25 protein-coding genes and 1 tRNA gene are annotated in these 24569 nt (G+C 69.3%); 8 read left to right on the top strand and 18 right to left on the bottom strand.

Annotated features, from left to right (window positions below; all coding sequences use genetic code 11):
- Positions 1–8: 8 nt before the first annotated feature.
- The 3 genes from ACFFBG_RS07650 to ACFFBG_RS07640 form a co-directional block, all read right to left on the bottom strand.
- Entirely contained in the window at positions 9–1097 is a 1089-nt protein-coding gene (locus ACFFBG_RS07650) for a polysaccharide pyruvyl transferase family protein (protein WP_375477314.1), read from the bottom strand.
- On the bottom strand, positions 1090–2220 hold the full coding sequence (locus ACFFBG_RS07645) for a glycosyltransferase family 4 protein (protein WP_375477312.1): 1131 nt from the start codon (positions 2218–2220) through the stop codon (positions 1090–1092). The genes ACFFBG_RS07650 and ACFFBG_RS07645 overlap by 8 nt, the downstream gene beginning before the upstream one ends.
- A 63-nt stretch (positions 2221–2283) precedes the next feature.
- Positions 2284–3237 carry an NAD-dependent epimerase/dehydratase family protein gene (locus tag ACFFBG_RS07640; RefSeq protein ID WP_375477310.1) on the bottom strand — a complete coding sequence of 318 codons (954 nt, stop codon included), beginning with the start codon at positions 3235–3237 and terminating at the stop codon, positions 2284–2286.
- A gap of 274 nt (positions 3238–3511) precedes the next feature.
- On the opposite strand from ACFFBG_RS07640, the gene ACFFBG_RS07635 reads away from it, so the two are divergent.
- The 4 genes from ACFFBG_RS07635 (at position 3512) to ACFFBG_RS07620 (ending at position 7230) form a co-directional block, all read left to right on the top strand.
- Positions 3512–4729, top strand: a complete 1218-nt coding sequence (locus ACFFBG_RS07635; RefSeq protein ID WP_375477308.1) for a glycosyltransferase family 4 protein — start codon at positions 3512–3514, stop codon at positions 4727–4729.
- Positions 4722–6170 (top strand): O-antigen ligase family protein, encoded by a 1449-nt coding sequence (locus tag ACFFBG_RS07630; protein ID WP_375477306.1) that lies wholly within the window; start codon positions 4722–4724, stop codon positions 6168–6170. The genes ACFFBG_RS07635 and ACFFBG_RS07630 overlap by 8 nt, the downstream gene beginning before the upstream one ends.
- An 80-nt stretch (positions 6171–6250) precedes the next feature.
- Positions 6251–6622: a hypothetical protein gene (locus tag ACFFBG_RS07625; protein WP_375477304.1), complete on the top strand. Its 372-nt coding sequence runs from the start codon at positions 6251–6253 to the stop codon at positions 6620–6622.
- Between the two features lie 116 nt (positions 6623–6738).
- On the top strand, positions 6739–7230 hold the full coding sequence (locus ACFFBG_RS07620; protein WP_375477302.1) for a YdcF family protein: 492 nt from the start codon (positions 6739–6741) through the stop codon (positions 7228–7230).
- Positions 7231–7255: 25 nt separating this feature from the next.
- Here ACFFBG_RS07620 and rarD read toward each other — a convergent pair whose 3' ends face one another.
- The 3 genes from rarD to ACFFBG_RS07605 form a co-directional block, all read right to left on the bottom strand.
- Complete coding sequence (rarD, locus tag ACFFBG_RS07615) at positions 7256–8179, bottom strand: EamA family transporter RarD (RefSeq protein ID WP_375477300.1); 924 nt, start codon at positions 8177–8179, stop codon at positions 7256–7258.
- Positions 8180–8234: 55 nt separating this feature from the next.
- Positions 8235–8447 carry a hypothetical protein gene (locus ACFFBG_RS07610; RefSeq protein ID WP_375477298.1) on the bottom strand — a complete coding sequence of 71 codons (213 nt, stop codon included), beginning with the start codon at positions 8445–8447 and terminating at the stop codon, positions 8235–8237.
- Between the two features lie 104 nt (positions 8448–8551).
- Positions 8552–9127, bottom strand: a complete 576-nt coding sequence (locus tag ACFFBG_RS07605; RefSeq protein WP_375477296.1) for a hypothetical protein — start codon at positions 9125–9127, stop codon at positions 8552–8554.
- Between the two features lie 224 nt (positions 9128–9351).
- Here ACFFBG_RS07605 and ACFFBG_RS07600 point away from each other — a divergent pair, with 224 nt between their 5' ends.
- Positions 9352–11094 carry a PQQ-binding-like beta-propeller repeat protein gene (locus ACFFBG_RS07600; protein ID WP_375477294.1) on the top strand — a complete coding sequence of 581 codons (1743 nt, stop codon included), beginning with the start codon at positions 9352–9354 and terminating at the stop codon, positions 11092–11094.
- A 35-nt stretch (positions 11095–11129) separates the two neighbouring features.
- On the opposite strand, the gene ACFFBG_RS07595 is transcribed toward ACFFBG_RS07600, so the two are convergent.
- The 6 genes from ACFFBG_RS07595 to ACFFBG_RS07570 all read right to left on the bottom strand — a co-directional run bounded on the left by ACFFBG_RS07595 (position 11130) and on the right by ACFFBG_RS07570 (position 17162).
- On the bottom strand, positions 11130–12503 hold the full coding sequence (locus ACFFBG_RS07595; protein ID WP_375477292.1) for a hypothetical protein: 1374 nt from the start codon (positions 12501–12503) through the stop codon (positions 11130–11132).
- The gene (locus tag ACFFBG_RS07590; protein WP_375477290.1) at positions 12500–13048 is read right to left on the bottom strand and encodes a hypothetical protein; all 549 of its coding nucleotides are present in this window, start codon (positions 13046–13048) and stop codon (positions 12500–12502) included. The genes ACFFBG_RS07595 and ACFFBG_RS07590 overlap by 4 nt, the downstream gene beginning before the upstream one ends.
- Before the next feature lie 153 nt (positions 13049–13201).
- Complete coding sequence (locus ACFFBG_RS07585; RefSeq protein WP_375477288.1) at positions 13202–13735, bottom strand: hypothetical protein; 534 nt, start codon at positions 13733–13735, stop codon at positions 13202–13204.
- Positions 13736–13825: 90 nt separating this feature from the next.
- The gene (locus ACFFBG_RS07580) at positions 13826–14170 is read right to left on the bottom strand and encodes a hypothetical protein (protein ID WP_375477286.1); all 345 of its coding nucleotides are present in this window, start codon (positions 14168–14170) and stop codon (positions 13826–13828) included.
- A 70-nt stretch (positions 14171–14240) separates the two neighbouring features.
- Positions 14241–15284 carry a 2-oxoacid:ferredoxin oxidoreductase subunit beta gene (locus ACFFBG_RS07575; RefSeq protein WP_375477284.1) on the bottom strand — a complete coding sequence of 348 codons (1044 nt, stop codon included), beginning with the start codon at positions 15282–15284 and terminating at the stop codon, positions 14241–14243.
- A gap of 6 nt (positions 15285–15290) precedes the next feature.
- On the bottom strand, positions 15291–17162 hold the full coding sequence (locus ACFFBG_RS07570; RefSeq protein WP_375477282.1) for a 2-oxoacid:acceptor oxidoreductase subunit alpha: 1872 nt from the start codon (positions 17160–17162) through the stop codon (positions 15291–15293).
- A gap of 262 nt (positions 17163–17424) precedes the next feature.
- Here ACFFBG_RS07570 and ACFFBG_RS07565 point away from each other — a divergent pair, with 262 nt between their 5' ends.
- Complete coding sequence (locus tag ACFFBG_RS07565) at positions 17425–17829, top strand: hypothetical protein (protein WP_375477280.1); 405 nt, start codon at positions 17425–17427, stop codon at positions 17827–17829.
- A gap of 31 nt (positions 17830–17860) precedes the next feature.
- Here ACFFBG_RS07565 and ACFFBG_RS07560 read toward each other — a convergent pair whose 3' ends face one another.
- Complete coding sequence (locus ACFFBG_RS07560) at positions 17861–18355, bottom strand: beta-class carbonic anhydrase (protein WP_375477279.1); 495 nt, start codon at positions 18353–18355, stop codon at positions 17861–17863.
- A 128-nt stretch (positions 18356–18483) separates the two neighbouring features.
- Between ACFFBG_RS07560 and htpX the strand changes: the two genes are divergently transcribed.
- A complete protein-coding gene (gene htpX / locus ACFFBG_RS07555; RefSeq protein WP_375477277.1) occupies positions 18484–19350 on the top strand; it encodes a zinc metalloprotease HtpX in 867 nt (288 codons plus the stop codon).
- Positions 19351–19368: 18 nt separating this feature from the next.
- Here the strand turns inward: htpX and ACFFBG_RS07550 are convergent, their stop codons facing one another.
- The 4 genes from ACFFBG_RS07550 to ACFFBG_RS07535 form a co-directional block, all read right to left on the bottom strand.
- Positions 19369–19698: a hypothetical protein gene (locus ACFFBG_RS07550; RefSeq protein WP_375477275.1), complete on the bottom strand. Its 330-nt coding sequence runs from the start codon at positions 19696–19698 to the stop codon at positions 19369–19371.
- Between the two features lie 210 nt (positions 19699–19908).
- On the bottom strand, positions 19909–21033 hold the full coding sequence (locus ACFFBG_RS07545) for a DUF559 domain-containing protein (RefSeq protein WP_375477273.1): 1125 nt from the start codon (positions 21031–21033) through the stop codon (positions 19909–19911).
- A gap of 164 nt (positions 21034–21197) precedes the next feature.
- A complete protein-coding gene (locus ACFFBG_RS07540) occupies positions 21198–21530 on the bottom strand; it encodes a hypothetical protein (protein WP_375477271.1) in 333 nt (110 codons plus the stop codon).
- A 110-nt stretch (positions 21531–21640) separates the two neighbouring features.
- Positions 21641–22132, bottom strand: a complete 492-nt coding sequence (locus ACFFBG_RS07535; protein WP_375477270.1) for a YajQ family cyclic di-GMP-binding protein — start codon at positions 22130–22132, stop codon at positions 21641–21643.
- Positions 22133–22250: 118 nt separating this feature from the next.
- On the opposite strand from ACFFBG_RS07535, the gene ACFFBG_RS07530 reads away from it, so the two are divergent.
- Positions 22251–22332: transfer RNA gene (locus ACFFBG_RS07530), tRNA-Tyr, on the top strand.
- A 48-nt stretch (positions 22333–22380) separates the two neighbouring features.
- On the opposite strand, the gene ACFFBG_RS07525 is transcribed toward ACFFBG_RS07530, so the two are convergent.
- Positions 22381–24561, bottom strand: a complete 2181-nt coding sequence (locus tag ACFFBG_RS07525) for an acyltransferase family protein (protein ID WP_375477268.1) — start codon at positions 24559–24561, stop codon at positions 22381–22383.
- Positions 24562–24569 lie beyond the last annotated feature (8 nt).

Below are 24569 nucleotides of genomic sequence, written 5' to 3'. Positions count from 1 at the left end.
GCACGCCCTTAGGCGTCGAGCAACGGCGCGGCGGTGCGCAGCATGGCGTCGGGGTCGCGCGGCGGCAGCTCGGTCGCCCGCGCCCGGCCGATGGCCGCGGTCAGCTCCTCGACGCTCGAGCCGGCGGACACGATGCAATCGTCCGGGATGGCCAATTCGCGCGCCAGAGACCTCAGCTTCGACTCGTACGGCACGATCACCACCGGCGCCGAGTGCAGCGCTGCCAGCAGCACGGCGTGATAGCGGGCGCCGACCACCACCGCGCACCGACTCAACACCTCTGCGTAAGCAGCCGGTCGCGCGTGCAGATCGACGATGTCGAACTCCTGGCCGGTGGCGGCACGACAGGCGGCGGACAGCTGTCGAACCGTCTCCACGTCGTCGGCCGGCCAGGACAGCTGAAACGGCAACAGCAGCACGTTGCCGCCCGGACACGCAGCAGCCGCTGCCGCGCACGCGCGCATCCAGAATCGAAGGTCGAATTCCGCGGTCAGCCTGGGCGCGATGGCGATGCGATCGGCCGTCGAGTCGTGTGCCGGCCCGACGGGCAGCAGGCCGGCGAGATCGAAACCGGTCACGATCTCGCGTTTCGTCGACAGCGCGTCCAGCGCCTCGCGCGAAGCCGCGTCCCGAACGGTGACCGAGTCGCACGCCCACAACATGAATCTCGCGAGCCCTCGGGTGACGACGTGCGTCAGCTGCCCCACGCCGTGACCGAGCAGCACCGCGCGCCGGCCCAGCGCCCTCGCCAGTCCGAGATACACGGCATAGCGGGCCAGGCTCAGCCAGTGATAGGCGAGCCGTCGCCCACGGAACTCGTCGTGCAGGTGCGTGCCGCCGCAGAACGCGATTCCGGAACCGCGGACGACAGCGCGGGCGACGGCGAGGAGACCCTCGGGCGCCCACTCGACACCCGGGCCGTGCACGCCGGCCGCGCGCACGGGATCCGACACCGACACGGCGCACGACACCCCATGGGCCCGGGCGTAGTGCAGAACGCCGGCGAGCATCGCCTCGTCGCCGAGGTTCGCTCCGCCGAAGTGGCCGACGATCAGCCATCGGGCGGCGGGCGTGCGCGTGCTCGCCCGCCTAATCATCGAAGGCGGCGTCATAGGCGCGGGCATGCGCGAGCGCGGAAGCCTCGACGCTGAACAGCGGCGCCTTCGCGCGGGCCGCCGACCCGAAGCGTGCGCGTTGGTCTGCGTCGTCGATCAGGTCGATCAGCTGTTCGGCGAGTCCGGCCGTGTCGAGCGGGGCGACGAGGTGCCCGGTGCGGCCGTCGTCGACGACCTCGGCCAGCGACCCGACGTCGAACGCGACGACGGGCAGGCCGCTGCACATCGCCTCGAGGGTGGCGGTCGCGACACCTTCGCCGCGGGAGCTCACGACGTAGACGTCGAATGCCGGCAGCAACGCCGAAGCCGGCACCGAAGGCGTGACGATCCGAACGGCATGCCGCAGGACCGGCGAGCTCTCGACTCGGCTGCGCACGGCGCCGGCGAACCAGCGCGCGTTGCTCGCGACCGGCTGGCCCACGATGACGAAGGCCGAGCCAGGGCGCCGCGCGAGCACCGTCTCGGCTGCGGTCACCAGCAGATCGTGGCCCTTCTGCGTGGAGAAGTTGCCGATCGTGCCGATCACGATGTCGTCGTCGCCGAGGCCGAGGTCACGCCGAAGGGTTGACCGTTCGGCAGGAGACACCGCGCTGCCCGCCGTGTCCACCGGCGGCCAGAACAACGCGGGCGGGCGATCGCCGAGCGGGAACGCCCGAGCGACCCGGTCCCCCTCGGCCATGACCTCCGCGGCCCGCGCCAGCATTCGCGCGCTCGCGCGTCGCAGCAGACGCGGCGCGAAATCACTGTTCAGCTGGATGATGTGCGGGATGCCGAGCTTTCGGGCGGCCGCATAGCCGTGCCGGTTGACCACGCCGTGCGATTGCACGGCCGCGGCGCCGAACTCGCGCGCCACCCCGCACAGCCGATCGACCTCGGCGGCGAAGTTCTTCGCGAAGGCGGCGTGGCGCATCGGCGACATGGTCCGGCGGACCCGGCTGAGCTGCAGCGACTCGGTGGGCACGCCGAACTGGGCGAACCGGTCGAACACCGTGGTGTCGCTTTCCACCGGCACCGCAGCCGCAGAGTTGTAGCCGTGGGCGAGCAGCGGCTCGTGCAGCCGGGCGACCATGTTGTGCAGGCCGCCGAACGTCGTCGGATGGATCACCGTCAGGATAGTGCGCAGCGGCTTGCTCCAGCCCTCAGTTCGAACGCGGACGACGAGGCGGCGTCAGCGCGCGGCGGCGACCTCGTCGTAGATCCATTTGTAGGTCCGCTCGAGGCCGTCCTGCAAGGTGATCGACGGCTCCCAACCGAAGCGGCGGACCATCTCGGCGTTGTCGCTGCTCCGCCCGCGCACGCCCTGCGGCGCGGTCAGGTTGTACGACCGGGCGAGTTTCACGCCGGCGATCTGCTCGACTATGGACACCAATTGGTTGATGCTGACCAGCTCGGCGCTGCCGAGATTCACCGGCTCAGGGGAGTCCGCGTCGGTGATCAGCCGGGTGCCTTTGACGCAATCATCGACGTACATGAAGCTGCGGGTCTGCTCGCCGTCGCCCCAGATGTCGATGTCGTGATTGCCGCTCAACTTGGCCATGGCCACCTTGCGGCAGATCGCAGCCGGGGCCTTCTCCCGGCCGCCATTCCAGGTGCCCTGTTCGCCGTAGACGTTGTGGTAGCGCGCGACCCTGGTTTGCAGACCGAAGTCTTCGTAGAAATGGCGGCACATGCGTTCGCTGAACAACTTCTCCCAGCCGTAGCCGTCCTCCGGCATGGCGGGGTATGCGTCCGACTCTTTGAGCGGCACGACGTCGGACGATGTCTGATGCTCGGCGGCGTAGACACAGGCCGAGGAAGAATAAAAGTATCGCTGCGCGCCGAATTCATGCGCGGCCATCAGCACATGCGTGCTGGTCAGAACAGACAGCATGCAGGCCGCGCGGTTGTTTTCGATAAACCCCATGCCGCCCATATCGGCCGCCAAGTTGTACACGACTCGGGCGTCTGCAGCAACGGTGAAAGCCGCTTCCCGCAGCGACACGTCTGCCACGACGTTGTCGGCTTCCGAGGAGAGCTGGTGCCACTCGCCGAGCGGCTTCACGTCCACAGCCCGAACCGATTGGCCGTCCTCAAGCAGCGAGCGCACGAGATGTCCGCCGATGAACCCGCCGGCGCCGGTCACTAGGGCATCGCAATAATCGGTCACAGTGGACTCCCCCCGAGCCAGAGAACCAAGGCGTTTGCGCCGAAGCGCGGTTGACGCCAGCATCATGCAACAGGAACTTCACGCTACACGGAGTCGGGCGAAGGCGCGCGGGCTCCGTGAACTGGCTCACCCATTGCATTAATGCTGACCGGGCGCGGTGTGCGACAAGACGGCAGCCAAGGCACCGCGTATGCTTCGCGTGTGCCGACCGTGGGCGGGACATGCGGCAACCGGGAGGGCAGCCGTCGCCGTGTTCATCAATCTTCATGACTACAGCGGCCACCCTTTTCAGATCGACCTCTCCCGTGAACTCGCCCGTCGCGGCCACCGGGTGGCCCACACGTACTGCGCCCAATACGTCACCGGCCGAGGCAATCTCCAGACCACGGACGCCGATTCGCCGGGGCTGACGATTGCGCCGCTTGCCACCCGGGTGCCTTTTGAGAAGTACCAAATGGCGGGGCGGGTGCGTTTCGAAATCGCCTACGGGATCGCCTGGCGCAGGTATCTGAAACGGCACGACTTCGACGCGGTTATCTCCTGCAACGTGCCACTGCTGAGCCAGGCGGCCGCCGAACGCGGCCTGCGCGCGCGGCGCACGCCATGGATCTTCTGGCATCAAGACATCTACAGCAAGGGAGTCGTCGCCGAACTCAGACGAAAGCGGATTCTGGGCGGACGACGTCTCGAACAGCTCATTGTCGATCTGGAACGTCGCCAAGTCGAGCGGGCAGCAAGCGTCGTGGCGATCAGCCAGTCGTTCGTCGACCAGTACTCGGCGTGGGACATCAAGCCGAGCCGCGTCGCGGTGGTTCGCAACTGGGCGCCGATCGACGAAATCTACCCGGTGGACCGGGACAATTCCTGGAGCCGGCTGCACGAGATTCCAACCGACCGGCTCCGACTGCTCTACTCGGGCACTCTAGGGCGCAAACACAATCCCGCCTTGCTGCTCTGGCTGCTGGACGCGTTGCACGCGTCCGGGGTCAACGCCTTCTTGACCACCTGTTCGGAAGGTGAGGGCGCCGACGACCTGATGCGCGCTGCGGGCTCGCGCGACGATGTGGCCGTGTTCGGGTTCCAGCCGGCGGCACGCCTCCGTGAGGTCCTCGGCAGCGGCGACGTGCTCGTCACGTTGCTCGAACCCGACGCGTCCGAGTTCTCGATACCGAGCAAGGTGACGAGCTATTTGTCTGCCGGGCGGCCGGTGGTCGGTCTCATGCCGGCGACGAATCCGGCGGCCTGCGACATAGTGGCTGCCGGCGGATTCACCAGCACGCCGGATCGCGGCGGTGCACATGCCGCCGCGGACTGGATCCGCCAGCTCACGCCCGACAGCATGGCGCTCCGAGGATCGAGCGCGCGGTCGTTCGCCGAGAGCCACTACGACGTTCAGCAAGCAGCGGACGCGTTCGAAGAGGAGTTGTCCGCGATCGCCCCGGGCTGCGCTGCGGCCGAGCATGCTTGATCAGGGGACCCGCGCCAAGCACCGCGCCGATAACCGCGAGGTCCAGCCGGTCGGGGCCGCCGCGATGTCGGGAATGGCGTCCGCGGGCCCGTCGGCGCCCTCGACCACGATGCGGACACCTCATGCGTCCGGCGAGAGCTCGCCGCTAGGGCGGCACAAGTTCTTTCGGGCGCTGCTCATGTTGTCGGTTGCGGCCCTGCCGTGGAACGCGGTCCAGCCGGGCGGTGTGCCGATTGGTGACGTCTTCCTCGCGGCGGCTGTCTTCACCGGGACGCCGCTGCTCATGCGCGGGTTCTCGCGGATGCCCGCCCCACTGTGGCTTGGCTCGTTGCTGGTCTTCCTGTCCGGCGCGATCTGCGCAGTCTTCCCGCCCGGCGAGCACTATCTGACCTCACGGTTCCAGCTGTCGCAGCAGCTGCTCGTCACGCTCGGCGTGACGCCCCGCTCGACGGCCAACCTGTCGAGCATGTTCAAGTACGAGCTCGGCCTGTTCGTGCTCCCGCTTGTCGTGCTCGCGGCAGCGGGCGGGCCGGCGGCGCAGCCGTATCGCCGCAAGCTGGTCGCGGCGTGGTCGGCGGGGATTTTTCTCAGCCAGGCGCTGGCCTACAGCGATCGGCTCGGCCTGACGTCAGTCGGCTACTCGCTGCTCGGGTACAACGACGTCAGCGGCCGGCAAGCGGGCCTGAGCAACCAGCCGAACACCCTGGCGTTGCAGTCGGCGATGTGTCTGCCGATCGTCCTCTACTGGCTGGCCGGCAGCCGGGCGAGCCGGATCCGCGGATTGATCCTGTTCCTCGGCTGCGCCGCCGGGCTGTACGTGTCCGAGTCTCGCGGCGCGTTCGTCGGCGCGTTCGTCGCGTTGGCTCTCGTGCCCGTCGTGTGGCCGCGCGCCCGAGCGTGGACCGGCCGCCTGTTGCTGCTGTTCGGCGTCGCAGGCTTCTACGTGCTGCTGACATCAGGTGGGTCGAAGGTGTTGGCCGCCTTCCGGCTTAGCGGGTCGGACACTGACGGCACCGCGAGCTCGGACTACGAGCGGGCAGCGGCGCGGGCGCAGGGCTTTGCCGACTTCCGGCACGCGCTGGTGCAGGGGATCGGCTGGGGTCACGCGGGCGACGCGCACCTGCTGTACGTGCAGCTGCTAGCGGCTGGTGGCGTGATCGGGGCGATCGGCGTGCTCGGCTACCTCGGCGGATTCGTCGTCGCGGGATGGACCGGATGCCGCAAGCGCAGCGCCCTTGCGGCGACCATGATCGCCTCGATACTGACGTGGCTGGTGCTCGGCTTGGTGGAGAACCAGCTGACCGACCAGTGGATCTACGTGCCGATCTGCGTGCTCGCCGCCGAAATTGCGGCCGACCGAGGGCGCGACAAAACGGCTTCCGCTCACCCGGCCGGCCAGCTTCCGGCCGTCCGCGTCGGCGACGTCGGCCGCGAGGAGTGACCGACGACTCGGCCGCTGCGTCGGCCGAACCGCGACAGCGATCGCGGCGGACTTCCCGCCGTCGGCCTTCCGCTGTGGTTGTGGCCGTCCTGGCCGTCGCGACCATCGTCGCGGCCTCGGCCACGGTGTCCAAGATCTTTGCGCTGAGCGCGAACCCGCGGCATGCCGTGGTCGCGACCGTGGACGGGCACGCGCCGGTCGTCATCCGGTTTCACCTGTACTTCGACGGATCCACCTCCCGTGACGGTGTGCTGACTGCGACGAAGCTGCCCTGGACCTATCGCATTCGAGGTCGTGGCGAGTACGCGGACTTCGCAATCGCCGTCTCGCCGGCCGACGGCTCGACTGGCTATCCGGTGTCGTGTGCGCTCGCGGTCGACGGACGGTTGGCCTGGCGGGACAAGTCAAGAGGCACCGCGGAGTGCTATGCCTCCGGCATGGGCGGCAGATGATCGCCGACGGCGGCGGGTCAGGCGACAAGCGGCCGCCGCGATCAGCTCGCCCGACGCGCCGAACGTCGACCCGTCGTCGCGGCCTTGTCAGCATCGTCACGAGTTGTCTTGCCGTTGTGCTCGCCTGGTTGGCGTTCGGGTGGTTCGCGATCCTCTCGCCATCTCTCGGATCGCCACGTAAAGCGGACGTCATCGTCGTGCTCGGCCCACCCGATCTGGGTGGGGCGGTGAACTACGGGATCGCTCTCGCCAAGCGCGGCATCAGCCGCACCCTGCTGATGTCGTCGCCGACAACGCTGTACGACCGAGGCTTGTGCAACCACGGCGTGCCGGGCATCGAGCTGCGCTGCTTCGACCCAGTGCCGTCGACGACCGCGGGCGAGGCGTCGTATGTGGCGTCCGCCGCCCGCCGCTCAGGTTGGTCGACGCTCGTGGTGGTGACCGGTCTCTATCACGTCTCCCGGGCGCGCGCGGTCTTCCGGCGCTGCCTTAACGCGACGGTCGACGTCGTCGGTGTCAACCACGGCGTCACCGCGACTGAGTGGGCGAAACAGTACCTGTACGAGACCGGCGCCTGGGCGAAGATGATCGTCGATCGTCCTTGCTGAGCGTCGATCGTCCTGGCGCGCTCGACTAGCGTGCCGCCGCTGCCGGCTCGAGGCGCGCATGGCGTGCGTGTCGCGATTGCCGCAGCCCGTCCACCGCCAGCAGGACGAGCGCCACCCAGACCAGGCAGAACCCGGCGAGTTCGGCCGCCGGCAACTTCTCGTGCCGGATGCCGACGCCGACCGCGAACTGCAGCACCGGCGTCATGTACTGCAGCAGGCCGATCACCGACAGCGGCAACCGGCGGGTGCCCGACGCGAACAGCAGCAGCGGCACGACGGTGATCGCCCCGGCGCTGGCCAGCAGCAGCGACGTCGACCACCGGGTGCCGAAGACCAGGTCGCCCTGGCCGCCGATCACCGCGATCGCGATGACAGCAGGCAGGAATTGGAAGCCGGTCTCGATCGCCATCGACTCGACGGCGCCGGCCGCGGCTTGCTTCTTGCAGAATCCGTAGAGCCCGAAGGTGACGGCCAAGATCAACGCGATCCAGGGCGGGTGCCCGTAGTCGACCGCGATCACCAGCACGGCCGCCGCGCCGATGCCGACGGCCGTCCACTGCGCCGGCCGCAGCCGCTCGCCGAGCACCAGCACGCCGAGCAGGATGGTGAACAGCGGGTTGATGAAGTAGCCCAGGCTCGTCTCCACCACCCGGCCTTCGTTCACGCCGTAGATGTAGGTGCCCCAGTTGATCGCGACGAGCACTGCCGCGGCCGCGAGCAGCAGCGTCTGGCGGCGGCTGCGCAGCACCTCGCGGACGCCGCCGAAGCCTGGGCCGAGCTTCGTCACGACCAGCATGACGAGCAGCGACCACGCCATCCGCTGGGCCAGGATCTCGATCGTCCCGGCCGGCTCGAGCAGCGGGAAGTACAGCGGGAAAGCGCCCCACGCCAGATAGGCGGAGCCGCCGTAGATCAGGCCGCGGCGGCGGTCATTGTCCGCACTTGGCACATGCCCACACTACGAGCGGCGTCGAACGCGTTGCCGCTCCGTAAGGGCGGGGGGCTCAGCGGCGGCGCGCGAGCCGCCGGATGAGCATTGCGGCGCGGAGGCCGACGATCAGCGCGCCCGCCGCGGCGATGGCCACGCCGTAGAAGACTCCCAATTCGGCCAGTCCGGCCTGCCGGGCGCCTGTGGAACTCGCGTACATGGCAAGTGCCGACCCCGCGATCAGCGCCGCGACACCGAGCGTCGCCCACGCCACGGCATCGGCTCGCACGCGACGCCTCGTCATCCGAGGTCTGGTTTTCGCCACAACATCAAAGTCAACGGGCCGGACATGGCCGATGCGTTGCCGCGACGTGACACGCCGTCGTCGGTGGGTCAAGCGCGCAGCAGCGCCGACGCCGGCGGGTTGACCAGTCGAAACGCGTCCGCCTGATCGAACCCGGCTTGCGCGAACCGCCGCTCCACGCCCGCGAGCACTCGGAACAACGTGATGCCGCGGGTGGCCGCGGCGCGCAGTTGGCGGTTGACCGCAGCCGCGTCCTCTGCCGACGGCTGCTCCTCGACGCCGTCGCTCGGGTCGGCGACCGTCGCGACGACCCGCTGCGGAGTCGCGTCGGGCGACTCGATCCACGCGCCGCGCATCAGCGCGTCGCGGGCCTGAATGGCGTCCTGGGCCTCGTCGATCCAGTCGGCGAGCTGCGTGCGGTATTCCGGCGGCACCGACGTGTGGACGAGCTGCGCTGCGAGCAGCGCCGCCTCGCCGAACTGGTCGGGCACCATCGGCGAGGTGCGCGGCGTCAGGCCGGCCTCGCACCAGAGCAGCCGCTGCATCAGCCACTCGAGATTCGCGGCGTTGACGGCCACGTAACCGATCTCCCGCCACCAGCGGGCCTCGGCCTCGCCGGCCGGCGAGGCCTGTGCGACCGCCCTGAGCAGGGCAGCATGATCCACGGATTTGAAATGCGCCACGACAATCCCCCCGAATTTTGCGGCGAACGGCTCGATCTGCGTGCGATGCGAGCCATCGTCAGGCTAACAGAAACTTCACACGCTTGTCGCCAGTCTCGGAGGGGCTTGTTTGCCTTAGGGTTTCCATGCTGGCAGCGACCTGAGCGGATGCGCGTGAGAGTCCTAAGTCCCTAGGCGCGTTGGTGCCGATGATTGATCGTGGTGGCATGACTCGCCTCGGGGGGCGCGGGTTAGCGCTCATCATCGCCCTTTTCTGTTTCGCGTTCGGCCTTGCCGCGCCCGCGTTCGCGGCCGCGCCGACGATCACGTCGTTCACGCCCACGTCGGGTCCGTTGCACACGACCGTCACGATCACCGGCACGAATTTCACCAGCCCGGCGACAGTCAAGTTCAACGGCGTCGCCTCGTACACGGTGGTGGTGAAGTCCGCGACCACGATCACCGCGGTGACGCCGCCGCTCGTGTCGACCGGCAAGGTCAGCGTGACCACCAGCGGCGGGACCGCCACCAGCAGCGGTGTCTTCACCGTCACCCCGGGCATCTCCTCGACTCCCACCGTCGGCCCGCCCGGCACCGCCGTCAACGCCCAGTTCTCCGGCTTTGCCGCCTACGAAGCAGTCGACGTCTACGTCGACGCCACCGATCTGCAACTGATCTCGGCCACCCGCACCGGCACCGGCCACGTCACCGTGACCATCCCCAACTCCGCAACCCCCGGCACCCACTACGTCACCGCAGTCGGGCGCCATTCCGGCTACAGCGCCCAAGCCGCCTTCACCGTGCGAACCGACTGGGCGCAGTACGGCTTCGACGCCAGCCACGCCAACACCAACCCCGTCGAGGCGACTCTCGGCGCGGGCAACGTCAGGAAACTGGCCCAGGTGTGGCGCAGCAACGTGGCCACCCAGACAAACAACTACGATCAGGAAGCCGTTGTCGCCGGCGGAATCGTCTATTCGGTCAATGACAACGGCGTGGTCGCGACCTCGGAGAGCACCGGCGCCCCGGTGTGGAGCCAGGTCCTCGGGCAGGTGGCGGCCACTCCTGCGGTGTCTGGCTCGACACTTCTGTTCGGCACCACGGCAGGCCACCTGATCGCCCTGAACGCGGCCACCGGCGCGGTGAAATACAACGTCACTCTCAGCAACGGCTCGCTCTACCTGCCCATCACTGTGGTCGGCTCAGTGGCCTATACCGAGGTCGACACGTCGGACGGCACGCCCGGGTCGATCGACGCCTTCGACGTGACGACCGGCGCGCAGAAGTGGAGCTACTCGATCAGCAGCTACTGCTTCGGCGCCTCGGTGTCGAACGGCGTTCTGTACACCACGTGCAACAACGAGCACCTCTACGCGCTGAACACCAGCGATGGAACGCTGCTGTTCGACGACGACGCCACCACCTACGAGCACGAGGGCACCCCAGTCGTCGCCAACGGCCTGGTCATCTGCGCCGGCTTCGACACGAACAACGACACCAGTGTGGTGCTGGCCTACGACGCTGCGGACGGAAGCCTCAGGTGGGTGCAATCCACGCCCCTGGACCTCATCCCCTTCACCACGTTCACCGTCGCCGACGACGAAGTGTTCGTTCGCGCCGAGAACGACAGCGCCAGCACCTATCAGATTGCCGCGTTCCAGACGGCCGATGGCACCCCGCTGTGGACGGTCCCGGCGGCCACGCCGCAATACTTCCCGATGACAGCAGCCAATGGACTGCTCTACGTGCCCTCCTACACCAGCACCAGGGTGCTGGACGTGGAGACAGGCAGCAGGGTGACCACCGTGAGCGGCGGCCAATTCGCGACCATCACCGACGCCGGACTGATCGACGCCGTCAACGGGACGGCATTGATGCGCTTCGCGTTGCCGACATCCGCTTATCCGACCGTCCAGCGACCGACGGCAGCAACGCTGCACCCGAACCACACGTTGCGGACGACTGCCTGATCGCTCGCGCCATCGACCACGGGGCCGCAGCGGGGTCAGCGGTCGAGGGAGGCGATCAGCTTCAGCAGCACCTGGGCGTCTTGTCCTTTCAGCCCGCTGAGCAGCTGGTTCGCCAGCCCGGCGTAGGTGCGGATCGGGCTGAGGTAATAGCGGCCCGCCGTCTTCGTCACGTCCAACCCGAGGTTGGAGACACCGGCGAACACGTCGTCGAGAGCCGTCAGCTGGGCGGGCGTCAGCGGGCGCGGCGACGCCTGGGCGAGCGACTTGATCGTGTCCGGCGCGCATTCCTTCGTCGTCCGGCCCTCAGCCTTGAGCGTGAAGCACGACCCCGCCACGGACACCGATTCCTCGTGCCCGCCCTCGGCCACCGTCACCGACTTGAGCGTCACCCGTGCGCCGTCGGACGTGGGCGTGTCCGCCAGCTGCAGATCCTTGAGCTGGACGTTCGCCGGCTTGTAGCGGCCGTGTTCGACGACGAGCTTGCCGTAGTCGTGCAGCACGCCGAGCTCGTCGGGCGAGGTCAGCTCGATCGCCCGTTCGACGTCGCCGTGCAGCAGGGCGGTGATGGCCGAGCGGACCGCGTCGTCCGGCGACGACGCGCCGAGGTTCGGGATCCGGTCGGCAGGCGCCGGGGCCTGCAGCCCGGCCTCGGTGGCGGCGTTGTCGGCGATCGTGTACAGCACGCTGGGGTACCAGCCGCCGCCGGACTTCTGCGCGGCGATGCGGATCGGCTTGCCGCTCTGCTTGACCTGCTTGGCGATGTCGATCGTGGTCGTCTGGGCCGCAGACGTCGCAGACGTCGCGGGCGCGTGGATCGCCCTCTCGAAGTCGGCGGTGAGCGGCAGCCTGGCCGCCGCCGCGCCGATGGTCAGCGTGCCGCCGGTCAGCTCGACGATCTGCACGTGGTCGTTGATGGTGATCGTCTTGCCGGCGAAGGTCACGTCGCTGGCTTTGAAGGTCAGCCCGCTGACGTGGCCGAGATTCGCGTCGGGCTTCAGCACGTCGTTGCGCTTCAGCGAGTCGAACGTCGACAGCAACGGCTTGCTGATGGCCACTCGCTCGCTCGGCGCGAGGTCGTTGAGGGCGCCCGCCAGATCGGCGTTGCCGAGATCGGCCAGCAGGCCGGTCACCGCCCTCTGCGGGCTGGCCGCGCCGCCGCCGGCGCTGCTCGACGACACCGCGGCGTAGGTGGCGACCCCGCCGCCGATCACCACGACGGCGGCCGCGGTCGCGGCGATCAGCCGGCCGTGACTGCGTGCCGGCGGCGGCTGCAACGACTCGAAGCCGGGCGGCAGGGCGGTCCACTCGCCGGCCGGCGACGCGGGCTGCGCTTCGTGGCGGGCCGGCGTCGGCCACTCGACGCCGGAGCCCTGGTCGGGCGTCCAAGAAGGGTCGGGTGGGGTGGTCATCGGGTCCTCCGGTGGCTGTGGCGGTGCGCGACGAGGCAGGAAACGGCGGCGCCGAGGGTGAGAGCCGCGCCGATCAAGGTGGTCAGCGGTCCGGCGCTCGCCGCATGCACGACGCCGCCCGTCGCCCGTAGCAGCGTGGCGAGCGAGATCACTGCGCTCGCGGCGGCCGGCACGATCGCAATCGCCGCTCCGAGCGACACCCGCCCCACCAACACGGCCGCGGCCGCCAGCGCGCAGACGAACCCGACGAACGGCCAAGCGGACAGCGCGGCGCCGCTCGCGCCGTGGAGCTGCAGCAACTCTCGCAGCAACCCGTCGGCGGCATAGCTGTTGCGGCTGACCCGCCCGGACTGGAGCCACGGAAGGAAGCTGCCGATCACGATTGCGGCAAGACCGAGACCGAGGCTGAGTCCGAGACCGAGGCTGAGTCCGGAGCTGCGGCGGATCGGGGCGGCCTGACGAGGCCGGTCCAGGTGGGTCGCAGTCGACGGCACCGGATGTGATCGAGCGCCGCGAACGGGCGCGGCCAGCACTTTTTCCGTCACCGGCAAACCCCTCCCACAGTGGGCCCCACCCAACTACCGGCCCTCGTCCAACCGCCAATTTATCCTGAACTCACTTACTCGCCTATTCGCGGGTGGTAGCACCTGTCGGCCTAGCTTCGTCAGGACCGACGAGCGGCCGCGGCGGGCTGCTGGCTAGCCGCCGCCGGATCGAGGCCGCGGTCGCGAGTGCGGCTGGGGTCGCGAGTGCGGCTGGGGTCCGGAGTGTGGCTGGGGTCCGGAGTGCGGCTGGCTGTCTGGCCGGGGCGTGGGCTGGGCGGGCGGCTGCTGCCCGGCGGGCGGCCGCGGTCGAGGTGGCGGGCTGGGCTGCGGCCGAGGGGTTACCTCGGCCGGGACGGCTTTGTTCAACGCGCCGCGCACCGACGTGGACAGCCCGTAGATCACGTGCTCGCCGCCGTCCAACATGCTCACGACCGAGTGCGGCTGGTTGTGTTCCCAGTACGAATGCACGGCTTCGATCTTGGCGCGCTCGATCGCCAGCTCCACCGGCGAGTCTGCGTCGCCGCCGATGAACAACAGCCGACGCTCGGTCACCGCCGCGGCGCCGCGCAGCAGCGGCGGACTTGGCGCCGTCCGCGGGTCCGCGAACGACGCGTCGCCCCACTTGATCACGGACTCGTGCGGGTCGAGCCGTCGCTCGATCTCCCTGATCGCCTGTCCCGGTGTCATTCCAGACCCACGCCTCGCCCTCCGCGAATGCGGCAGCGTACAACGGCAAGCACGCCCTACGCAGATACGGGTGCGTGCGCGCGAGCCGCGTCAGCCGATCGCGGACTCGAGGGCGCCGCGCACCGATGTGGACAAGCCGAAGAACACGTACTCGCCGTCGCCGGTGACCGTGACGATGGAGTAGGCAGGCGACCGTTCCCAGTAGGAGTGCACCGACTCGATGTCCGGGCGCTTGATCGACACGAGCACGGCGTCCGGCTCGTCTCCGCCGGAGAAGATCAGCCGGTCCTCGGTCACCGCCGCGGCGCCGCGCAGCGGATTGCGGTCGCGGCGGCCGGCCTGCCGATCACCCAAGGAGGCCTCACCCCAACGGCGCACCGTCTCGCCGTCGTGCAACTGGTCCTGGACTCGACGAATCGCCTGTCCTGGTGTCATCAAGGCACCGCCCCACTCGACGCAGATATGATTAGTGTTAAGTCTACCCAGATTCGTCAGCTGCTGTGCACTACGCGACGGTCCAGGTGTCGGCGCCGTTGAGCAGTGTCTGCAGCGCGTCGTCGCCAGCTGGTTTCGCAGCCGCCGCCTCGTCCAGCTGATCGTTCATGAGCGTGTCGTAGACCGGCCGTTGCACGTCGCGGAACACGCCCATCGGCGCGTAGCGGCTGTCCATGTTCTGGATGCGGGACAGCGCGAACGCGTAGCTCGGATCGGTGCGGTGGGCGTCGTGCACCACCACGCGGGGGTCGTCGGCGGCGACGTCCTCGGCCACGGCCAGCGCGCCGAACTCGTCGCGGACGATCGCCTTCGAGCCAACGCCGTCCGCGCTGCCAGCGGCGGGCGTCCCGAAACGCAACGGTTGGCCGTGCTCCATCCGGATGGTCCAGTCGTCGCGGGTCTCGGCGTCTTTGAGGACGTCGAAGGCGCCGTCGTTGAAGATGTTGCAGTTCTGGTAGATCTCGACGAGCGCGGTGCCCTGGTGGTCGGCGGCCGCGCGCAGCACCGACTGCAGGTGCTTGCGGTCGGAGTCCAGGGTGCGGCCGACGAAGGTGGCCTCCGCGCCGAGCGCCACGGACACCGGGTTGAACGGCGCGTCGATCGAGCCCATCGGCGAGGACTTGGTGATCTTGCCGAGTTCCGAGACGGGGGAGTACTGGCCTTTCGTCAAGCCGTAGATCCGGTTGTTGAACAGCAGGATCTTCAGATTGACGTTGCGGCGCAGCGCGTGGATGAGGTGGTTGCCGCCGATGCTCAGCGCGTCGCCGTCGCCGGTGACGACCCAGACGGACAGGTCCTTGCGGGAGGTCGACAGGCCAGTGGCGATCGCCGGCGCGCGGCCGTGGATCGAGTGCATGCCGAAGGTGTTCATGTAGTACGGGAACCGGCTGGAGCAGCCGATCCCGGAGATGAACACGATGTTCTCCCGCGGCACGCCGAGTTCGGGCATGAACCCCTGGACGGCGGCGAGGATCGCGTAGTCCCCGCAGCCGGGGCACCAGCGGACCTCCTGGTCAGTCTTGAAGTCCTTCGGCTTGAGTCCGAGTTCAGTCATGTCCGATCACTCTCCATGTCCGATAACGCCCGAGAGCATGTCGGCGAGCTCGTCTGCCTTGAACGGCAGCCCGCGCACCTGGGTGACCGACAGGATGTCGATGAGGTACTTGGCACGCAACAGCGTCGCCAGCTGGCCGAGGTTCATCTCCGGCACCACGACCTTGTCGTAACCCGCCAGGATCTCGCCCAGGTCGTTCGGGAACGGGTTGAGGTGCCGCAGGTGCGCCTGCGCGATCGAGGCGCCGGTCGCGCGGACCTGGCGGCAGGCCGCGCCGATCGGCCCGTACGTCGAGCCCCAGCCGAGCACGAGCACCCGGGCGTCCCCATCCGGGTCGTCGACGCTCATCGGCGGGTAGGAGGCGGCGACGCCGTCGACCTTCGCCTGCCGGGTGCGGACCATGAAGTCGTGGTTGTCCGGGTCGTAGCTGATGTTGCCGGTGCGGTCGGCCTTCTCGATGCCGCCGATCCGGTGCTCGAGGCCGGCCGTGCCCGGCACCGCCCAGGGCCGGGCGAGGGTGTCGGGGTCGCGCAGGTAGGGCAGGTAGACGCCTTCGGCGCCGCCGTTCGTGCCGTCGCCGTTCGGCTCGGTGGCGAACTCGACCCGCAGGTCCGGCAGCGCCTCGACGGCCGGCACCTGCCACGGCTCGGAGCCGTTGGCCAGGTAGCCGTCGGAGAGCAGGAACACCGGCGTGCGGTAGGCCAACGCGATCCGCGCCGCCTCCACCGCGGCGTCGAAGCAGTCGCCCGGGCTTTGCGCGGCCACGATGGGCACGGGCGCCTCGCCGTTGCGGCCGAACATCGCCTGCAGCAGGTCCGACTGCTCGGTCTTCGTCGGCAGGCCGGTCGACGGGCCGCCGCGCTGGATGTCGCAGATGAGCAGCGGCAGCTCGAGGGAGACGGCCAGGCCGATCGTCTCGCCCTTGAGCGCGATCCCCGGCCCGCTGCTCGTCGTGACCGCGAGCGAGCCGCCGAACGCCGCGCCCAACGCCGCGCCGATGCCGGCGATCTCGTCCTCGGCCTGGAAGGTCCGCACGCCGAACCGCTTGTGCTTGGAAAGCTCGTGCAGGATGTCACTTGCCGGGGTGATCGGGTACGCGCCGAGGAACAGCGGCAGCTCGGCGCGCTGTGCGGCGGCGATCAGCCCGTACGCCAACGCCAGGTTCCCGGAGATGTTGCGGTACACGCCGGTTTTCAGCGGCGCCGGCTTCACCTCATAGGAGACCGCGAACGCCTCGGTCGTCTCGCCGAAGTTCCAGCCCGCCTTGAACGCGGTCACGTTCGCCTCGGCGATGTCGGGCTTGCGGGCGAACTTCGTCCGGATGAAGTTGATCGTGCCCTCGGTGGGACGGGAGTACATCCACGACAGCAGGCCGAGGGCGAACATGTTCTTGCTGCGGCCCGCGTCCTTGCGCGAGAGCGCCGAGCCCTCCAACGCGTCCAGGGTGAGCTGGGTGAGGTCGACGGCGTGCACGGTGTAGCCGTCGAGCGCGCCGTCCTCGAGCGGGTTCGACGACCAGCCGACCCGGGCCAGCGCGCGGGTCGTGAAGTCGTGCGTGTCCACGATCAGCGTCGCGCCCTTCGGCACGTCGCCCAAGTTGGCCTTCAACGCCGCCGGGTTCATCGCGACCAGCACGTCCGGACGGTCGCCCGCGGTGAGGATGTCATGGTCGGCGAAGTGCAGCTGGAAGGACGAGACGCCGGCCAGCGTCCCCTGCGGCGCGCGAATCTCGGCCGGGAAGTTGGGGAACGTCGCGAGGTCGTTGCCGAACACCGCGGTCTCCTGGGTGAACCGGTCACCGGTCAGCTGCATGCCGTCGCCAGAGTCGCCGGCGATGCGGATGACCACTCTGTCCAGCTGTTCGACGTTCTTCGCCATGCGGGGTTGAGCCTCCAGCCGTCGAGGTCGCCGCGCACGGATTCCGACTCGGGTGCGGAATTGCCGTCGCAACCTGGCCATATTACGGTCGCTGGCCGCTCCGGTGCCGGTGGCGTGGCTCTCATCGGCCCGCTTTTGCGGGCTTTGCCCGGTTCGTCCTGTGGATTTCGATCGTGAGCGTGTCCCCAACGCCGGGTACACCGTTGTCGAGGGAATAGGTGCTGTTACCGAGGCCCACCGGCGAGCGCAAAGGGAACATGTCATGACGGATCTGGTGTTGCCGGCGTTCGAGATGGACTGTCGCGACTGGCTGGTTGTGAGCCCCACCGAGGCGGGCCTGCCCGACGACGTCGCGGGCGCGCCGCTGCTCGCCGTGCTCAGCACCCTCGTGATTGAGGACGACATTTGCGAGGCCACCGGCGCTTTGACCGTTGGCCTGATCGACGACGACGAGGCTCTCGACGTCCGCCAGGTGGCCCCGGGCGCCGCCGCGCACGAGCTGCTCGACGAGGAGAGCTCGCCGGGCATGCGCCGCTACGTGATGCCCGCCCCTGGCGACCAGAACCTCGCCCTGCTCGCCGAATTCGTGATGGCCCGCGACGCCGACGACGAGCTCGAGCGCCGGGTCGAGGCGCTGATGACGTCGTTCAGGTGGCAGGCCGCGTAGGCGGTTTCGCCCGTCGGTTTTCGATCGGCTCTCAGTCGGCGGTGACCTCGGTCAGCGCGCCGGATGCCACGTCGAACACGAAGCCGCGCACGTCGTCGCGGAATGGCAGCCAAGGGCAGTTGCGCACTGTCCTGATCGACTGCTTCGCGTCGGCGTAGAGGTCGGTGAAGCCGGGCACCCGCCAGCTCGGCGCCACCCCGGATTCCTGCTCGAGTTTGGCGCGGAACTCCCCGTCGTCGAAGCCGTCCATGCCGCACTCGCTGTGGTGGATCACCACGATCTCCCGGGTGCCGAGGGCCCGCTGGCTGATGGCGAGCGAGCGCAGCGCGTCATCGGTCGGGATCCCGCCGGCGTTGCGGAGCAGGTGGGCGTCGCCGATGTCGAGGCCGAGCGCGCCGAACAGGTCCAGGCGGGCGTCCATGCAGGTCAGCACGGCCAACTGGAGCCTGGGCCGGGCCGGCCGGGCGCCCGAGAAGCGCTCGACGTACTGCTGATTCGCATCCACGAGGTGGTCTGTCGCGCTCACCGCGGCATCCTCGCAGACGGCGGGAACGCCCGCGGGGCTGGGAACGCTCGGTCGCTGGGAAGGCTCGGTCGACAGGGAACGCTCGGTCGACAGGGAACGCGGCGCCGCCCGCCAAGCGTTGACCCCACATGCATGGCGTGCAGAACGGCTTGAAGACAGCCGTGCTCTTCGGGGTGCTCGGGGCGCTGTTCGTCGTCGTCGGCTCGGTGCTCTACGGCACAGGGGGCGCAGTCGTCGGGCTGCTGATCGCGGTTGCGATCAACGCGTTCAGCTACTTCAACTCGGACAAGCTCGCGCTGCGCTCGATGGGCGCCCGGCCGGTCAGCGAGGCCGAGCAGCCGGCGATGTACCGGATCGTGCGCGAGCTCGCGACCTCCGCCCGGCAGCCGATGCCGCGGTTGTACGTGTCGCCGACGGCCGCGCCGAACGCCTTCGCCACGGGCCGCTCGCCGCGGCACGCCGCCGTCTGCGCCACCGACGGGATTTTGCAGATCCTGTCCGAGCGGGAACTGCGCGCGGTCCTCGGCCACGAGCTCAGCCACGTCTACAACCGCGACATCCTGATCTCTTCGGTCGCCGGCTGCCTGGCCGCCGGCATCACGATGCTCGCGAACTTCGCGATGTTCTTCGGCGGCGGCGGCAACGATCGCGACCGCAACCCGTTCGCCGCGCTGCTCATGGTCTTCCTCGGCCCGCTGGCGGCCGGCCTGATCCAGCTGTCGATCAGCCGCTCGCGCGAGTACCAGGCCGACGAGTCGGGCGCGCGGCTGTCCGCCGACCCGCTCGCCCTAGCCTCGGCGCTGCGCAAGCTCGAGGCCGGCACCAACCGGGTCAGCCTGCGCAAGACGCCCCGGCTGCAGACCACCAGCCATCTCATGATCGCGAATCCGTTCGGCAGCAGCGTCCGCTCGCTGTTCTCGACGCACCCGCCGATGGCCGCGCGCATCGCGCGGCTGGAGGAGATGGCGCGCACCGACCCCCGCTACCTGCGCTGAGCCGGCGCCGCGCAGCGGTCAGGATTTGCGCCGGCGAGCGGCGCCGACCCGGGGCCGGCCGGGTTTCACCGCGAGGAACACCCCGACGAGGATGTAGGCGGCGGCGAAGACGTACATCCACGGCGACGCCTGCGCCTCGTGGGCGAGATAGAGCATCAGCAGGCCGAGCACGATCAGCAGCGCGCTGGTGAACACCGCCCGCGGCGGATAACCCTGCGCGGCGCGCCTGGCCGAGCGGCGGCTCAGCGCGAGCCCAGTGCCCGGCTCGTCGTCAGATTCTTCGGCATCGGCCGTCCACCGCCACCGGCGCACGAGCTTCCCGGAGCGCTCGACCTCGAATCCCGGCACGCTGCCAGCTTGCCAGCCCGAGCGCCGGCCTACCCCGCCCGCCCGTTTTTCGCTCCCGCGCCCGCGCACTTTCGCTTCTCCTGGTTGCGTGGTGCTCATTTTCGGGCCCGATTTCGACGTCACGGAACCAGGAGAAGCGGAGGGCGGAGAGCGGAGGGCTGCGGGCGGCGGGGCGACCGCGCGACCGCGCTGCCGTGTCTTGTCGTGTCCTCAGGCTGCGGCGAAACGGGGGCGGTTGAGCGCCCGGTGCACTCGCCCGGCCACCTCGTGTGGCGCGCCGCGGACCTCTTGCCAGCTGACCCGAACGACCGTCCAGCCCGCCTGTTCCAACGCCTCCTGCCGGCGCTTCTCTGCGGTCAGCGCCTGTCCGGACTGGTACTTCAGCTCGCCGTCCGCCTCGACGACGACCCGCTGGCGGCGGTACAGGAGGTCGACGCGGAAGTCGCCACGCCCCGTCTGCAGCACGACCTGCAGCTCGGGCGTCGGCAGGCCGGCGTTCACCAGGCACAGTCGGGTGAGCGACTCGAGCGGGGACTCCGCGAGCGGCGAGGCCAGCTCCAATGCCCGTTCGGCGCTCTTGATCCCGGGACGCCGCGCGAGCTCGAAACGCGTTGCGAGCAGGGCGTCGCGGGTCGTCAGCCCGTCGTTGAGCGCGGCGTCGGCCGCGATCAGCCCCGCAGCCACCCCGCCGTTGCGCGCGACGTCGATCACCGTCCGCTCCAGCGTCATCACCGGCGCGCCGAACCAACCGGTCACGTGGTCCGCCCGGATGCCGACGCCGCGCACGATTGCCGTCGACGAGCTGACCGAGCGGGCGATCTCGATCGCGGTCAGCGTCGGGCACCGGGGTGTCCCGAGCGTCGGCAGCCCGTACATGGCCACGGCGGACTCGTGGCTGACGAACGTGTCCGGCCGGACGAGCGAGGCGGCCGTGGCGTGGATCTGGACGGCGTGTCCGTGCGGGACGAAGGCGCTGCCACCGGGCCGCGGCTTCGGGCCGAACCTCGGCGTGCGCGGAGGCGTCGGCGCCAGCGGCGACAGGACGCCACGACGAGGCTGCGTCCAGAGCCGCTTGCGGAGAAGCGTGCGGTATCGACCCGGCGTGACACCGGCGGCTCGGGCTTGCGCCGTGGTCAGCACGAAGCCCTGCCGAAGCGCCACCTCGACGGCCACCGCGAGTTCGGCGCCGCCCGCCGCCCGGCGTAGGTCCGCCGCCGCCTGCAGCCATAAAGCCTGCCGCAGCCGGGGCTCGCCGAGCCTGCTGACGCCTGGCTCGCTCACCTCGACGAGGTGGTCGAGGTAGTCCTCGACGTCCGGTTCCACGTGCAGCGCCACGTCGCAAACGCTAGGCCGCCGGCGCGCGCGTCGTCAGTGCCTGTGGATAGCCCGGCCGCCATCTCGCCGAGTCCGGACGTGCGCCCGGCACTTTCGCTTCTCCTGGTTGCGTGCTGCTCATTTTCGGGCCAAATTTCGACGTCACGCAACCAGGAGAAGCGAAACTACGGGGTGAGCGCCGCGTAGAACGAGGTTGGCAGGTCGAGGTGGTGCTCGGGGCCCCGCTCGAGGGCGATCACGGTGAACCGATCTCGGCGGGTCGTCCGCAGACCGACGGACGCGACGCTGTCCAGCGGGATGGACAGGAACGACTCGTCATCGCCCGCCGAACCGGCGAACAGCACCCGCTCGCGGGTCAGCGCGGCAGCGCCGGCCAGCGACTCCGCCGCCCGGCCGCGCGCGTCCTGCTTGCGAAGCCGCGCCGCGGACCAGGTGACCACGTTTTCGTTCACGTCGAGCTGCTGCGTGATCTTGGCGAAAGCCGCTGCTGGAGTCATGACGCCTTTCCCCCGTTCGAAGAATCAATGAAACGATCGCCCGCGCAGCTCCATCGTCGCGCCTGTCCGCGATGAGCAGGCTAAGAGCGGGCCGTGACGTTCGACTCGGCTCAGCGGTAGTTGGTGAATTGCAGCGGCACCTCGAGGTCCGCGCCCTTGAGCAGCGCGATGACCTCCTGCAACTGGTCCTTCTTCTTGCCCGAGACCCGCAGCTGATCGCCCTGGATCTGCGCCTGCACGCCTTTCGGGCCCTCGTCGCGGATCAGTTTGGCGATCGAGCGGGCATGGTCGGAATCGATGCCCTGGCGCAGCGTCGCGGCGATGACGTACTGCTTGCCCGACGCCTTGGGCTCCCCGGCGTCGAGCGCCTTCATCGAGATCGAGCGTTTGACCAGCTTCTCCTTCAGGACGTCGAGCGCGGCCTTGGCGCGTTCCTCGGTGTCCGCCTTGACGGTGATGCCGAGCTCGCCGGACCACTCGACCGACGCGTTCACGCCGCGAAAGTCGAAGCGCTGCGCGAGCTCTTTTGCCGCCTGGTTCAGCGCGTTGTCGACCTCTTGCCGGTCGATCTTGCTGACGATGTCGAACGATGGGTCTGCCATTGCTTGTCCTTTCCGGTGCCGCGGCGCCCGCTCGGCGGCGGCCGGCGGATCGCGCGGCGAACCGCCTGCGGAGGCTCCGGTAAGCTTTCGTCCCGTCCGCCGGAGCGATCCGGCGCACGGCGGGTTGCCCGAGTGGTCAAAGGGAGCGGTCTGTAAAACCGCCGGCTCAGCCTACGTTGGTTCAAACCCAACACCCGCCACCGACCTCGGCAAGACCGGACCTGACCCGGACCTCGTCGGCTCCCGGGCTACGACGCCGTGAACTTGCCGGTCGCCAACAGCTTCTGCTGCAGATACGGCTCCAGCGATCGCGAGTACGTGTCGGTCAGGTGGTGCGTGTCGCGGTAGACGATGATGTTCCCGACCACGGCCGAGCACGTGGCGGCGCTGCAGATGAGCGTGTTCATATCGATGATGCTGGCGCCGGGCGTTTGCTGGACCGCCTTCTGGATCGCCGTGTTCGGATAGATCGCCTCAGCCGCCGGCACCGAGCAGGATGCGACGGTGTTCCCGTGCTTGGCCAGGCAGGTCGGGATGTCCTTGTGCATCTCCGGGGTCTCCCGAATGCCGACGACGCGAATGCCCGCTTTCGTCAGGCGGTTCCAGTAGTCGGCCATGCCCGCGCCTATCGCCGACCGCGTCTGCGCGCTGTTTTTCGGGTGGGAGGGGATGCCGTTTGCCGGGCGGTCGGTGGCGATGACGACGTCCGGCTTGAGCGTCTTGGTCAGGTAGTCGAGGACGCGGCGGCCCCAATCGGCGCACACGGTGTAGGGCTTCGTGTGTCCGGTCTGCGTCACCATCGTCGACGTCCAGGGGCACGAGCTGTGCGTGACGACCACCAGCTTCCAGTGCTTGCGCTTCGCGATGTCCGCGAGCGGGGACGACCACTCGCCGGCGACGGAGTCACCCACCAGCGCGACCGTCTGAACGGGGGCCGTCGTGTCGCCGAAGACGCACGTCTTCATGGTCACTGCGTTGTATTTGGCCTGGCAGCGGTCGTTCGAGGCGACCTCGTAGTCGGTGGCCGCGGCCGCGATCGGAGGCGCCAGGGACGCGTGCGCGGGCGGGCTCGCACTCCTGGGGGCGACGGCTCCGGCACTCGTCGTGAGGGCCCCGGCGCCGGGATGCTGGCTGTCGCTGACCGCCGTGTACGGGGCCGGCCGGTCGGCGATCCACAACGAAGCGAGCGCGACCGGGACGATCGCGGCCGTCACCGTCGCAAGCGAGCGCCACGGCCGACCCGCGATGAAGGACGAGAGGCGGACCCGGTCTTCGACGAAGACCTTCGTCAGCCATGCCAGGACGACCGAGGCCGCGAAGATGGCGGGTCCGTCCAGCGCCCCGATCGAAGCGCCGGAGTAGGTCTTCCAGAACACGATCAACGGCCAGTGCCAGAGGTACAGCGAGTAGGAGATGTCGCCGAGGAACACGGCGGGGCGCACGGAGGCTGCCTTCGCCGTCCCCAGCCGTGCGCGCGCGGAACCGCACGCGAGCACCAGCGTCGAGCCGGCCACGGGCAGCAGAGCCAGGTGGCCGGGGAAGGCGGACGAGTCGTTCAAAAAGAATGCGGACCACACGATGAGCGCAAGTCCGAGCCAGGACAGCGGGCCGAGGCGGGTGAGCAGGCTGCTGACCCGGCCGCTGAGCAGTGCCAGCAGGCCGCCGCAGGCGAGTTCCCAGATGCGCGTGGGCGTGACGAAGTACGCCGCGGCCGCGTCCACTCTCGTCTCGTGCACCGAGTACCAGAACGAGGCGCCGATGACGGCCGTCGCCAGTGCCGCCATGGTGACGCGCGCCCGAGAGGCGTAGCGCTGATCGCGGCCTGACGCGCCGAGGCGCGCGACCAGGCCGGACACGAGGAACAGCGCAGGCCAGACGAGGTAGAACTGCTCCTCGACCGACAAGGACCAGAAATGCTGGACCGGCGTCGGCGCATTGCTCGACGTCAGATAGTCGACCGCGTTGCGCGCGAGTTCCCAGTTCTGGAAGTACAGCGCGCTCGCTCGCACCTGCGTCGCGGTGTCCGGCAACTGCGTCACCGGCAACACCACTCGCGCCGTGAGCCACGTGACCGCGAGCACCAACGCCGCGGCGGGCATCAGCCGCCGCGCTCGGCGACCGTAGAAGTCGACCAGCCTGACTCGTCGTTCCCGGTGCTGGACGTTCGCCAGGTGCCCGGTGATGAGAAAGCCGGAGATGACGAAGAAGACGTCCACTCCGACGTATCCGCCCGGCAGCAACCGGGGATACAGGTGGTAGACCACGACCATCATCACGGCCAGCGCGCGCAGACCTTGGATGTCCGGCCGGAATTGTCCGCGGCCGAGGGTGAGCGCGGATCGAGCCGCGTCGGCGCTGCTCTCCCGGCGCTCCGGCTCGCCAGTCGCAGCGGGTCGCCGTCTGCGGACGGAATGTCGGCCCGCGTCCAACCTCTACG

Source organism: uncultured Jatrophihabitans sp. (assembly GCF_964251945.1).
In the GTDB taxonomy this organism is placed as follows: Bacteria; Actinomycetota; Actinomycetes; order Mycobacteriales; family Jatrophihabitantaceae; genus Jatrophihabitans.
This window is presented reverse-complemented; position numbering and strand designations above follow the sequence as displayed.

Coding starts and splice junctions, on each gene's coding strand:
- ACFFBG_RS07650 (WP_375477314.1), bottom strand. CDS start 1,097: ATGATTAGGCGGGCGAGCACGCGCACGCCCGCCGCCCGATGGCTGATC.
- ACFFBG_RS07595 (WP_375477292.1), bottom strand. CDS start 12,503: ATGACCACCCCACCCGACCCTTCTTGGACGCCCGACCAGGGCTCCGGC.
- ACFFBG_RS07575 (WP_375477284.1), bottom strand. CDS start 15,284: ATGACTGAACTCGGACTCAAGCCGAAGGACTTCAAGACTGACCAGGAG.
- ACFFBG_RS07570 (WP_375477282.1), bottom strand. CDS start 17,162: ATGGCGAAGAACGTCGAACAGCTGGACAGAGTGGTCATCCGCATCGCC.
- htpX (WP_375477277.1), top strand. CDS start 18,484: ATGCATGGCGTGCAGAACGGCTTGAAGACAGCCGTGCTCTTCGGGGTG.
- ACFFBG_RS07600 (WP_375477294.1), top strand. CDS start 9,352: ATGACTCGCCTCGGGGGGCGCGGGTTAGCGCTCATCATCGCCCTTTTC.
- ACFFBG_RS07630 (WP_375477306.1), top strand. CDS start 4,722: ATGCTTGATCAGGGGACCCGCGCCAAGCACCGCGCCGATAACCGCGAG.
- ACFFBG_RS07565 (WP_375477280.1), top strand. CDS start 17,425: ATGACGGATCTGGTGTTGCCGGCGTTCGAGATGGACTGTCGCGACTGG.
- ACFFBG_RS07540 (WP_375477271.1), bottom strand. CDS start 21,530: ATGACTCCAGCAGCGGCTTTCGCCAAGATCACGCAGCAGCTCGACGTG.
- ACFFBG_RS07535 (WP_375477270.1), bottom strand. CDS start 22,132: ATGGCAGACCCATCGTTCGACATCGTCAGCAAGATCGACCGGCAAGAG.
- ACFFBG_RS07585 (WP_375477288.1), bottom strand. CDS start 13,735: ATGACACCGGGACAGGCGATCAGGGAGATCGAGCGACGGCTCGACCCG.
- ACFFBG_RS07580 (WP_375477286.1), bottom strand. CDS start 14,170: ATGACACCAGGACAGGCGATTCGTCGAGTCCAGGACCAGTTGCACGAC.